This is a genomic window from Streptomyces sp. NPDC058464, assembly GCF_042721035.1.
Lineage (GTDB): Bacteria > Actinomycetota > Actinomycetes > Streptomycetales > Streptomycetaceae > Streptomyces.
This window is the reverse complement of the sequence record NZ_JBHXMA010000038.1, coordinates 41,274-52,940: the sequence shown is the minus strand read 5'-3', so window position 1 is coordinate 52,940 and position 11,667 is coordinate 41,274. Positions and strand designations below refer to the sequence as shown.

Sequence of the window (11,667 nt, the reverse complement as noted above, 5' to 3'; positions counted from 1 at the left end):
CCTGTTCCCCGTGATCAGAACGCCCCCCATACTCGAAAGGTGACCGCCACCGACCCCCCGCCCTACGACGCGATCGTGCTGGCCGGTGGCGCCGCCCGGCGCCTCGGCGGGACCGACAAGCCCTCCGTCCGGGTAGGCGGCCGCCCCCTCCTGGACCGCGTCCTCGCGGCCTGCGTCGGCGCCCGGCGGACCGTCGTCGTGGCGGCCCCCCGCCCCACCTCCCGCCCGGTCCGCTGGACCCGCGAGAACCCCCCGGGCGGCGGCCCGGTCGCCGCCCTCGACGCCGGCCTCCGTCACACCACCGCCGACTACGCGGTCGTACTCTCCGCGGACCTCCCGTTCCTCGAAGAGGCAACGGTGGGGCGCCTGTTGTCGGCCCTGTGCGCCTCCGGCGCGGACGCCGCGCTGCTCACCGACGCCGACGGCAGGGACCAACCCCTCGTGGCGGCCTACCGGACAGCGGCGCTGCGCCACGCCCTCTCGGCCCTCGCCGAAGGCAACGGCACCGGCGGCGACAACGGCCTCACCGGCCTCCCCCTGCGGCGCCTGACCGCCGCACTGAACCTCACCCGCGTCCCGGACCCCCTCGCGTCCTTCGACTGCGACACCTGGGACGACATCGCCGACGCCAGGGCACGCATCAGGGAGCATGGACACGTGTTGGATGAATGGATCTCCGCAGTCAAGGACGAGCTGGGCATCGACCTGGACGTCGACACGCGCGTCCTGCTCGACCTGGCCCGGGACGCCGCGCACGGCGTGGCCCGTCCCGCCGCCCCGCTCACCACCTTCCTCGTCGGCTACGCGGCCGCACAGGGCAAGGGCGGCCCCGAAGCGGTCGCCGAGGCGGCGCAGAAGGCCGCCGCGCTGGCCCTGCACTGGGCGGAAGAGGCGAACACCGCCACCGACGAGCCCACCGCCAGGCCCACCGAGAAGATCGCCACCGAGAAGATCGCCACCGACGGGCCGGGATCCGACAAGGTGGTCCCTGACAACCCAGCCCCCGGGCCCGGCCGATGACCGCCCCCGGCGCCCGGGCCGGCACATCCGCCGCCGCGGACACCGACGACGATCTCGACGTCGAGGAGGCGCTCGCCCTCGTGAGAGAGCCCAGGGAGCCCCGGCAGGACGCGACCGCCGCGCCCACCCACCACGGCGCACACGCCCAGGGCGGGCACGCCCACGGCGGACCGTCGGCGCACCGCCACCGCGCCACCCCCTGGCCCCAGGCCCGCGAGACCGCCGCCCGCGCCGCCCGGACCGGCGCCCGTCGCGCCCCCGTCTCCGTACCCCTGGCCGATGCCCTCGGCCTGACCCTCGCCGCCCCGCTGGACGCACTCACCGACCTGCCCTCCTTCGACACCTCCGCGATGGACGGCTGGGCGGTCGCCGGCCCCGGCCCCTGGGACGTACGTGCGGAGGGCGTGCTGGCGGGGCACGCGCAGCCCGAACCGCTCACGGACGGCGAGGCGGTCCGTATCGCCACCGGGGCCCGGATCCCGGCGGACACCACCGCGGTGCTCCGCAGCGAGCACGGCCGTCTCGACGCCCAGGGCCGGCTGCACCCCACCCGTGAGGTGATCCACGGCCAGGACATCCGGCCGCGCGGTCAGGAGTGCCGCAGCGGCGACCAGCTGCTGCCCGTCGGCACCCTCGCCACCCCGGCCGTCCTCGGTCTCGCCGCGGCCGCCGGATACGACACCGTCACCGCGGTCCCCCGCCCCCGCGTCGAAGTCCTGATCCTGGGCGACGAACTGCTGACCGAGGGACTCCCGCACGACGGGCTCATCCGGGACGCGCTCGGCCCGATGCTGCCGCCCTGGCTGCGTGCGCTCGGCGCCGAGGTCACCGCCGTGCGCCGGCTCGGCGACGACGCCAAGGCCCTGTACAAGGCGATCACCTCCTCGACGGCCGATCTCGTCATCACCACGGGCGGCACCGCCTCCGGCCCGGTCGACCACATCCACCCCACCCTGCAGCGCATCGGCGCCGAGCTTCTCGTCGACGGCGTCAAGGTGCGCCCCGGCCACCCCATGCTGCTGGCCCGCACCAAGCAGGACCAGCACCTCGTGGGCCTCCCCGGCAACCCCCTTGCAGCCGTCTCCGGTCTGCTCACCCTCGCCGAACCTCTGCTGCGTACCCTCGCCGCCCACCCGGCCCCCGAGCCGTATGCGCTGCCGCTGGCAGAAGCGGCCCACGGACACCCCTACGACACCCGGCTCGTCCCGGTCGTCCTGCGGGGCGACACCGCGATCCCGCTGCACTACAACGGCCCGGCCATGCTCCGGGGCATCGCCGCCGCCGACGCCCTTGCGGTCGTACCGCCGGGCGGAGCACAGCAGGGCGAGGAGACGGAACTCCTCGACCTGCCGTGGGCGGCCGCGGGCATCGGAGTGTGTTTCACTTGACTGCTCCCCTCCTCGGGCGGAGGGGATTCCTGGCTCAGGCTGCCTCAGGGAGCTGCGCTCCCGGAGGTCTTACGCCCTCGGCGCCAGCCGGGTTCAGACCTGCCCGGACGAGCATCACGCGGGCGGAGTTCTTGTCTCTGGGGGAGACGGCTCCGCACGTGGTGCAGGTGTAGGTGCGTTCGGACAGTGGCAGTGCGTGCTTGGTTCTCGCTCCGCACCGGCCGCAGTCCATAGTGGTGTGTGCGGGATGGACGAGTCGGATGTCCCGCCCGTGCTTGCGGCCCATCTCGATCAGGGCCTTCTTCGTCGCGCCGATCGCGGCGTCCGCTGCTTTACGTGCCATCGAGGATCTGGCGAGGAACTTCGGCCTGAAGTCCTCGACGGCGATGGCGTCATGGTCGATCACGGCCTTCTTGGCCCATTTGCGGCCGGTGTCCTGCCGCTGCCGGGCGATCTTCGCGTAGGTCTTCGCCCGCCAGTTCTTCGCCTCGTGGTAGCCCTTCGAGGCGGCCTGTCCCTTCTTCGGTCTGCGGCGGGCCATCATCCGGTCGTACCGGGTGAGCTTGGCCTGGGCTTTACGGCCGTGCTGGGGGTGCGGGAGGTCGTGGGCGTCGGAGGTGGTGGTCGTGGTCTCCTTCACCCCCCAGTCCACGCCGAGCACCCGTCCGGTCCGGGGCAACGGCTGCACCTCGGCGGGGACCACGAACGAGCAGTACCAGTGACCGACGCTGTCCTGGTACACGCGCACCGAGGAGGGCTGGGCGGGCAGGTCCCGCGACCACACCACCGTCAGTACGATCCCGCCCGCCAGGTGCAGGAAGCCGTCCTTGAGCCGGAAACCGCGCTTGGTGTAGTTCAGCGTCGGCAAGGTGTCGCGCTTCTTCTTCCACTTCGGCATCCCGGCCCGCTGCCGCTGCGGCAGGCGTTCCTTGATGTCTTTCTGCGCCTTGGCGCGGGACTTGCCGAAATCCCGGATGAGCTGCTGCTGTGGCACCGAACTGCCCTGGCGGAGCCACGGCGTGTGCTTTCGCGCCTCGGTCAGCATCTTGTCGAGCTGCGCCGGGCCACAGGTCCGCTTCTCACCCGCGGCCTTGTTGTGCAGGTGGGTGGCCTTGGACTTGGCGACGCACTCGTTCCAGATCCACCGACAGCGGTCCCATTCCGCCAGCAGAGCTGTACAGGCGGTCGACGACACGCGAAGCCGGTACGTGTACCGGGCATGCCCGGCCGCGTCGTCCTCCGTGGATGTCGTCATAACGCCACTGTGGGGTCATGCGTTCGTCTCTCGCCCAGGAATCCGCCAGAGTTACACGAACGGGTGACCGCCCAGGTTGCTACGGACCGGGCGGTCGCTGAATCGTCCTCTTTATAGAGGAAGCAGTAGCGTCATGACCATGCATGCGATCACGATTCCCGAACCCGGTGGGCCCGAGGCGCTGGTGTGGGACGAGGTGCCCGATCCGGTGCCCGGTGAGGGCGAAGTGCTGGTCGAGGTGGTGGCCAGCGCCGTCAACCGCGCCGACATCATGCAGCGGCAGGGCTACTACGACCCGCCGCCGGGTGCCTCCCCGTACCCCGGTCTGGAGTGCTCCGGGCGGATCGTCGAGCTCGGCCCCGGCGTCTCCGGCTGGTCGGTCGGCGACGAGGTGTGCGCACTGCTCGCGGGCGGTGGCTACGCCGAGAAGGTTGCCGTGCCGGCCGGACAGCTGTTGCCGGTGCCCGAGGGCGTGGACCTGAAGCAGGCCGCCGCGCTGCCCGAGGTGGCCTGCACGGTCTGGTCGAACGTCTTCATGATCGCCCACCTGCGCCCCGGCGAGAGCCTTCTCGTGCACGGTGGCTCCAGCGGCATCGGCACCATGGCGATCCAGCTGGGCAAGGCGGTCGGCGCCCGGGTCGCGGTCACCGCGGGCACGAAGGAGAAGCTGGACTTCTGCGCCGAGCTGGGCGCGGACATCCTCGTCAACTACCGCGAGCAGGACTTCGTCGCCGAGGTGAAGCAGGCCACCGACGGCGTGGGGGCCGACGTCATCCTCGACAACATGGGTGCCAAGTACCTGGACCGGAACGTACAGGCGCTCGCGGTCAACGGACGGCTCGCGATCATCGGTCTGCAGGGCGGTGTCAAGGGCGAGCTGAACATCGGTGCGCTGCTCGGCAAGCGGGCCGCGATCAGTGCGACCTCGCTGCGTGCCCGGCCGCTGGGCGAGAAGGCGGCCATCGTCGCGGCGGTGCGGGAGCACGTGTGGCCGTTGATCGCCCTGGGCCATGTCCGCCCGGTCGTCGACCGGGAACTGCCGATGGCGGACGCGGCACAGGCCCAGCGGGTGGTCGAGGCCAGCGAGCACATCGGCAAGGTCCTGCTGGTCACCCGGTAACGCAACCGCCGCCGCGGACACCGACGCGCCGGCGCGGCCCGTACCCGCGGTCCCGTACCCGCGGTCCCGTACCCGCGGTCCCGTACTGCGCTATCCGCGTCGTAGCCGCAGGCCGGCGAAGGCGAGGCCGAGCCCGAGGCCGATCAGGACCAGGCCGCTGCCGAGCGGAAGGATGTGCAGCATGGGCTCGGTGCCGTCGTCCTGACCGGTGCCCATGGCCTGGCCCGCGGGCTGGGGCTGGGGCGAGGTCGGGGCCAGGACGGCCTCCCGGGGCGGCGGTGCGGAGGTGGTGCCCGCCGGGCTTTCGGCCCCGCTCGATGCAGGCTCCGTGGCCGTCCCCTCGTCGTCGGGCTCGTCGGGCCTGTCGGGGTCGTCAGTCTCGTCCGGGTCGTCGGCGTCCTGGCTCTCGACCTTCGTCGCCGGTCCCTGGAGCCGCCCCGGCCGCATCCGGCCCTCACCGGCCAGCGTGCCGGCCAGCGACGGCTCGGGGGTGGCCGAGGCGCTGGCGGAGTCCGAGGGCAGCGGCTCGGGGTCGTACGCGACGGCGGTGCCGCACGGCAGCAACGGCAGCAGGGCCGCCGCCAGGGCGGGCAGCAGACGGCCGAGCGGGCGTGCCGCGGGCGGCCGGGTGGCGGCGCGGGGGAGTCGCAGCCTTGGAGTCACGCGGTGACCTCCTGGAGCGCAGTCGTCGTCAGGCAGACGCACACCAGCCTCACATTCGCCGACAAACCCGGCATTTCTGATTGGGCCGATGGGTCTACGACCGGTCCGGGGCGGTTCCGAAAGGTGGATCAGCCCCCACGGGGGGCACCACGGTGGTGAGGTGTACGGGTGCGAGAGAATGGCGGCATGGAGATGCCGAGGAACGAACGGTCGCCCGAGAATCCCCAGATCCTGGTCGTGGGCCAGGACGGGATGGCACTCGGCGGCGGCAACGGGGACGAGGACTCCCGCGAGATCCCGGTGACGGAGATGGTGGAGCAGCCTGCCAAGGTCATGCGGATCGGCAGCATGATCAAGCAGCTCCTGGAGGAGGTGCGGGCGGCTCCCCTCGACGAGGCCAGCCGGGTCCGGCTCAAGGAGATCCACGCCAGCTCCGTGAAGGAGCTGGAGGACGGTCTGGCGCCGGAGCTGGTGGAGGAGCTGGAGCGGCTCTCGCTTCCGTTCACCGAGAACTCGACCCCCTCAGACGCGGAACTGCGTATCGCGCAGGCCCAGTTGGTGGGCTGGCTGGAGGGGCTGTTCCACGGGATCCAGACCACCCTGTTCGCCCAGCAGATGGCCGCCCGTGCCCAGCTGGAGCAGATGCGGCGCGCGCTGCCGCCGGGCGTCGGCCACGAGGGCGAGGAGCACGGCCCGGCCGGCCGCTCCGGCGGGCCGTACCTCTAGAGACTCTGGAACTTCCGAGACGGCGAAGGGCCCGGCGTACGACCGCCGGGCCCTTTTCCTGCTGCGCCTCGCGTGTTCCTGCCGCGCCTCGCGTGCCGCTGCGCCTCGCGTGCTCCTGCCGCGCCTCGCGTCAGCCGGTCGCAGGGTTGCCGGTCGACACCTTGAGCTCGATGGTCGGCATGTCCTGCGGGTCGACGTCGGTGCCGGAGGACGGGAACTGCTCCATGACCGTGCCGTCGCCGTACGTGTTCTCGTCCACGGAGACGATCTTCATCTGCCATCCGGCGGCCTGGAAGCACTCCTTGACCGACTTGATGTACTTGAACTTGAAGTCCGGGACCTGGATCTTGTCCGGGTCGTCGTAGGACTCCTGGGGTTCGGTGCACTCGGTCTTCTCGACGGTCTTCGCGGTGTCCGGACCGCGGTAGCCCGACGCGTGCGAGGCCGAGGCGCCGGCGGTGCTGCCACCGCTACCACCGCTGCCGCCGGTGCTGTCGTCGCCGGTGTTCATCGCCAGTGCGACGAGCAGGCCGATCACCGCGACCAGCGACACCGCGACCGACCCGATGACCACCGGCCGGTTGCTCTTCCCGCCGCCGGACGGCGCCTGGGGCGTGATGTTGTAAGGGGGCGGCGTCGACGGCGCAGGCTGGGCGTACCCGGCCGGAGTCTGGTACCCCGCCTGCTGCGGATAGCCGTACGCCTGAGCGGGGCCGGGGCCGGGACCAGGGGGCGGGGACGGAGTGCCGTACGGGTGCGGGGTCGGGGCCTGGGCCGGTGTCGGCTGGTACGGCGTCTGCACGGGCCCGGGAGGCGCCGGCGTGGCCTGCCCGACCGGCGGGAACACGGCGGAGCCGACCCCGGCGCCGCTCTGTGTCGGCGGGATGCCCGGGACGATGCTCGGGGCGGCCGGCTGGAGCGAGGCGGCGACCCGCAGGCACTCGTCGCGCATGGACTCGGCGGTCGGGAAGCGCTCGTTCGGGTTCTTCTTCAGCGCGCGGGCGACCAGCGCGTCCACGGCCGCCGGAAGGGCGCGGTTGATCGAGGAGGGCGCGACCGGCTCCTCCTGGACGTGCGCGTAGGCGATGGCCAGCGGCGAGTCCGCGTCGAACGGCAGCCGCCCGGTGACCAGCTGGAACAGCATGATGCCGACCGAGTAGAGGTCGGAGCGGGCGTCCACGGCCCGGCCCAGGGCCTGCTCCGGGGAGAGGTACTGCGGGGTGCCGACGACCATGCCGGTCTGGGTCATCGAGGTGACCCCGGACTGCATGGCGCGGGCGATGCCGAAGTCCATCACCTTGACGACCCCGCGCTTGGTCATCATCACGTTGCCGGGCTTGATGTCGCGGTGGACCAGCCCCATCTCGTGGCTGATCTCCAGCGCGGCCAGCACGTCGGCGGTGATCCTCAGGGCCTTGTCGGCGGGCATCGCGCCGTACTGCCGTACGTCTTCCTCCAGCACCGAGCCGAGCGGGCGGCCCTCGACGTACTCCATGACGATGTACGGCATCGTCGAGCCGTCCACCTCGTCCTCGCCGGTGTCGAAGACGGAGACGATGTTGGTGTGCGTGAGCTTGGCCACTGCCTGGGCCTCGCGGCGGAAGCGCTCGCGGAAGGCCTGTTCCCGGCCGAGTTCGGTGTGCAGGGTCTTGATCGCGACCTGGCGGTCCAGAACCGCGTCGTAGGCCAGGTGCACGGAGGCCATGCCGCCCTCGCCGAGCAGGTCGCGCAGCTGGTAGCGGCCACCGGCCAGAGCCCACCCCGTATAGCGGCCGTGTGTGCCGTCCTGGCTCATTTTTCCCGTCCCCCGCCCGGCACTCAGGCACCTTTGTTGATCGCATGTCTCATTCCCGGCCAAGTCTGCCGGAGGGCACTGACACGTCAAGCGTGGTGCCCGTTCCGTGACCGTACGCGAAGGAAGAGTCGTGGAAGCGTTACAGCGGCCGTACGTCCGGTACACAGAATTTGCACGAGAGTGCGTGGTACGGGTTTGATGGCCGGTCCGTCCACGGGCCGGAACCCGGACCGACGGGTTGCGCGGAGGCTGTAGCGTGGCCGACGGAGACCGTGACAACACCGCGCGCACCGCGGGCAGAAACGACGGCGAGGACCGATGGCACAGACGCACAGCGCCCAGGGCCCGTCCGACCCCGAGGCGACTGGCGGCGGCATGTCAGACGCGCCGGAGATGTGGGGCAACCAGGGCCTGGTCGGCGACGGCCGGTACCGGCTGACCCACCGCCTCGGCCGGGGCGGCATGGCCGAGGTGTTCGCCGCCGAGGACGTACGGCTCGGCCGCACCGTGGCCGTGAAGCTGCTCCGCGCCGACCTCGCCGAGGACCCGGTCTCCAAGGCCCGCTTCACGCGCGAGGCCCAGTCGGTCGCCGGGCTCAACCACCACGCGATCGTGGCGGTCTACGACTCCGGCGAGGACGTGGTCGGCGGCCAGTCCGTGCCGTACATCGTGATGGAGCTGGTCGAGGGCCGCACCATCCGCGAGCTGCTGATCGACGCCCAGGCGCCGGGCCCCGAGCAGGCCCTGATCATCGTCTCCGGTGTCCTCGAGGCGCTGGCCTACTCGCATCAGCACGGCATCGTGCACCGCGACATCAAGCCGGCCAACGTGATCATCACCCACAACGGCGCCGTCAAGGTGATGGACTTCGGCATCGCCCGCGCCCTGCACGGCGCGTCCACGACGATGACGCAGACCGGCATGGTCATGGGCACGCCCCAGTACCTCTCCCCGGAGCAGGCGCTTGGCAAGGCCGTCGACCACCGCTCCGACCTGTACGCCACCGGCTGCCTGCTCTACGAACTCCTCGCCCTCAGGCCCCCGTTCATCGGTGAGACCCCGCTGGCCGTGGTCTACCAGCACGTCCAGGACATCCCGATGCCGCCGTCCCAGACCTCCGAGGGCGCCGCCCCGCCGGAGCTGGACGGCCTGGTCATGCGCTCGCTCGCCAAGGAGCCCGACGACCGCTTCCAGACCGCCGAGGAGATGCGCGGCCTGGTCCAGTACGGCCTGCAGATGCTGTACGACCAGGGCAGCCACACCGGCACCTGGAACACCGGGCCGGTCACGGTGCACGACGGCCGCAACACCCCGGCGGCCGGTTTCGCCGGGACGACCGTGATGCCGCACCCGGCGGCCGCCGCCGGGACCACGCAGATCCCGCAGCCGATCCTGCCGGGCGGTTACGGAGGCGGCGACGACGGCGGTTTCGAGGGGCACGGCAACCGGGGCAGCGGCCGCGGCAAGCTGTGGATCCTGGCCGTCCTCGCGGTGATCGCCATCGCGACGGGTGTCGCCCTGGCGCTGAACAACGGCGGTGGCGGCGGGGACGGCGGCACGGGCACGACCCAGTCGCCGACCACCTCGCAGACCACCAAGGACGAGACCGCCAGCGCGAGCCCGTCCGACGAGGCCAGCGACACGGCCACGGACACGGAGACCGACACCAGCGGCACCGGCAGCGACGACAACTCGGACTACACGCCGTCGCAGACCCCGTCGTACACCCCGTCCGAGACGCAGAGCAGCGAGCCGAGCGACGAGCCGAGCGACACGGCGAGCGCCTCGCAGCCGACCGACACCGAGAGCTCTCCGGCGACGGACCCCTCGGACACGACCGGCACGGACGGCGGCAGCGGCGACGGCGGCAACACCATCGAGGGCACCGGCCTGGGCGGCGGTTGAAGGACAGCGACGCCCTTCGGCTGACCGGCCGCCACCGGCTGCCGGTCACCGGCCGCTGGCTGCCGACCACCCGCCACCGGCTGCCGGTCACCGGCCGCTGGCTGTCGGCCACCCGCCACCGGCTGCCGGTCACCGGCCGCTGGCTGTCGGCCACCCGCCACCGGCTGCCGGTCACCGGCCGCTGGCTGTCGGCCACCCGCCACCGGCTGCCGGTCACCCGCCACCGGGTGCCGGCCACCGGCTGCCGGTCACCGGCTACTGCACGAAGGCGTCGCACACCGCGTCGTACTCCCTGGTCCACCACACGGCGAGTGCCGAGGCGGCCGGGAACTGGGGGTCCGCGCGGGTGTCGCCGCGCTCGTAGTGCCAGCGCAGCATCCAGAAGTCGTTGAGCCGCTCCCACCACACGCGGTGCACGGCCGCCGCCAGCTCCGAGGGCGTGGCCCCGGCCGCGCGCCGGTACGCGCGCGCGTACGCCCGCACCTTCCGCAGGTCGAGCGCCCCCGCCGGGCGGACGAAGAAGATCACGGCGGCGCGTACGGCCTCCTCCGCGCGGGGCTGCACGCCGAGCCGGTCCCAGTCGACGATCGCGGCGGGCGCGTCGTCCTTGTAGAGCAGGTTGAACGGGTGGAAGTCGCCGTGCACCCAGCCCACCGAGGCACCGCGCGGGGGACGCCGGCCGGCGTGCTGCTCCAGCAGCGCACGGCGTTCGAGCAGCCGGTGGCGGGCGAGTTCGTCGAAGGCGTCGGCGGGGCGGTGCCGGCTGACCTGGGCGAGCAGGTCGTCGATGAGCGCGAAGGTGTCGGCGGGGTCGGCGCTCTCGACCGGATGGGGGCTGGTGGCCGGGCGGGTGCGCCCCTTGGGTGGCATCACCCGCTCCAGACAGGCGTGCACGGCGCCGAGGAGCGCGCCGAGTCGCGCGCACTCCCCGCGCGTGAGCTGTCCGCCGTGCCGGTGCCGGCCGTCGATCCAGGGGTGCAGCGCGTAGGCGTGGCCGCCCACGACGGCGACCGTACGGCCGTCGCGGTGGGCGAGGGGCGGGGCGACCGGGACACCGAGGGCGGCCAGCCGCAGGGTGGCCAGATGACGTCGTTCGATGGCGGCCGGGTCCGCGGTGTCGGGGTCGAAGTGGTGCTTCAGGAAGTAACGGCCGCGGGTGGTGCGGAGGCGGTAGCCGCGGTTGAGCAGGCCCTGTTCGACCGGCTCGCAGGCGAGCGCGGAACCGGCGGCGTACAGCCGGAGCAGGGCGCCCAGAGGGGGCGCGTGAGGCACGGGGGGTGGTAAACAAGAGCGCGGCACGCGGCAGATGTTAGAGCAAGCTCCAGCCCTGTGAGCTGGGCGTTGTCACAGGCAGTCATCGGTGGTCGCTTTTGGTCACATGGTGTACCGCGGCGAATGCAAGTGCGAAAGACGCGCCCCGGGGGCACGCCGTGCGGCGTAGGGTCGCGGCGCCTCGCTCGGTGCCCGGCGAGCGGATCGGGCCCCTCGATGTCTTCCCGTGGCCCTGGGCGGCGGGATAACGTGCCGTTGCTCCGGCCTCCCGCAAGGCTCTGACCAGCGACCTTCCGGCCCGCGTCGATTTACTAGGAAACCCAAGCAAAAAGTACTTGGATTTCCAAGCAAAAACGCAGGTCAGAAGGGGTTTCACAGAAATGTGGAGCACTGGGTAACGTGCATGTTGCAGGGCGCTCGCCGGGGCACCTGTCACGCCTGTTCCCGGCCGAGTGGCACACACCCCGTGCCACGGGTGTCGGAAGCAGGTGAGCCGCACTGGTTCACCCGGCAACCCCGGGGG

Annotated in this window: 9 protein-coding genes; 5 read left to right on the top strand and 4 right to left on the bottom strand. The window is 72.2% G+C overall.

Annotated features, from left to right (window positions below):
- The first annotated feature begins 39 nt into the window (after positions 1 to 39).
- Both ACFWPQ_RS38530 and ACFWPQ_RS38525 read left to right on the top strand, forming a co-directional pair.
- Entirely contained in the window at positions 40 to 1,020 is a 981-nt protein-coding gene (locus ACFWPQ_RS38530; protein ID WP_384045663.1) for an NTP transferase domain-containing protein, read from the top strand.
- Entirely contained in the window at positions 1,017 to 2,408 is a 1,392-nt protein-coding gene (locus ACFWPQ_RS38525) for a molybdopterin molybdotransferase MoeA (RefSeq protein ID WP_384045660.1), read from the top strand. Before ACFWPQ_RS38530 ends, ACFWPQ_RS38525 begins: the two co-directional genes overlap by 4 nt.
- A 34-nt stretch (positions 2,409 to 2,442) precedes the next feature.
- On the opposite strand, the gene ACFWPQ_RS38520 is transcribed toward ACFWPQ_RS38525, so the two are convergent.
- The gene (locus ACFWPQ_RS38520) at positions 2,443 to 3,663 is read right to left on the bottom strand and encodes an RNA-guided endonuclease InsQ/TnpB family protein (RefSeq protein ID WP_384045658.1); all 1,221 of its coding nucleotides are present in this window, start codon (positions 3,661 to 3,663) and stop codon (positions 2,443 to 2,445) included.
- Between the two features lie 139 nt (positions 3,664 to 3,802).
- Here ACFWPQ_RS38520 and ACFWPQ_RS38515 point away from each other — a divergent pair, with 139 nt between their 5' ends.
- Positions 3,803 to 4,783, top strand: a complete 981-nt coding sequence (locus ACFWPQ_RS38515) for an NAD(P)H-quinone oxidoreductase (RefSeq protein WP_384045784.1) — start codon at positions 3,803 to 3,805, stop codon at positions 4,781 to 4,783.
- 90 nt (positions 4,784 to 4,873) lie between these two features.
- Here ACFWPQ_RS38515 and ACFWPQ_RS38510 read toward each other — a convergent pair whose 3' ends face one another.
- Positions 4,874 to 5,446: a hypothetical protein gene (locus ACFWPQ_RS38510; protein ID WP_384045655.1), complete on the bottom strand. Its 573-nt coding sequence runs from the start codon at positions 5,444 to 5,446 to the stop codon at positions 4,874 to 4,876.
- Between the two features lie 186 nt (positions 5,447 to 5,632).
- On the opposite strand from ACFWPQ_RS38510, the gene ACFWPQ_RS38505 reads away from it, so the two are divergent.
- Complete coding sequence (locus ACFWPQ_RS38505; protein WP_181808180.1) at positions 5,633 to 6,172, top strand: bacterial proteasome activator family protein; 540 nt, start codon at positions 5,633 to 5,635, stop codon at positions 6,170 to 6,172.
- Between the two features lie 130 nt (positions 6,173 to 6,302).
- On the opposite strand, the gene ACFWPQ_RS38500 is transcribed toward ACFWPQ_RS38505, so the two are convergent.
- Positions 6,303 to 7,967, bottom strand: coding sequence for a protein kinase (locus tag ACFWPQ_RS38500; RefSeq protein ID WP_384045652.1), 1,665 nt, complete (start codon positions 7,965 to 7,967; stop codon positions 6,303 to 6,305).
- A 318-nt stretch (positions 7,968 to 8,285) separates the two neighbouring features.
- Between ACFWPQ_RS38500 and ACFWPQ_RS38495 the strand changes: the two genes are divergently transcribed.
- Positions 8,286 to 9,872: a protein kinase gene (locus ACFWPQ_RS38495; RefSeq protein ID WP_384045649.1), complete on the top strand. Its 1,587-nt coding sequence runs from the start codon at positions 8,286 to 8,288 to the stop codon at positions 9,870 to 9,872.
- A gap of 255 nt (positions 9,873 to 10,127) precedes the next feature.
- Here ACFWPQ_RS38495 and ACFWPQ_RS38490 read toward each other — a convergent pair whose 3' ends face one another.
- Positions 10,128 to 11,144 (bottom strand): phosphotransferase, encoded by a 1,017-nt coding sequence (locus ACFWPQ_RS38490; RefSeq protein ID WP_384045646.1) that lies wholly within the window; start codon positions 11,142 to 11,144, stop codon positions 10,128 to 10,130.
- Between the last annotated feature and the right edge of the window lie 523 nt (positions 11,145 to 11,667).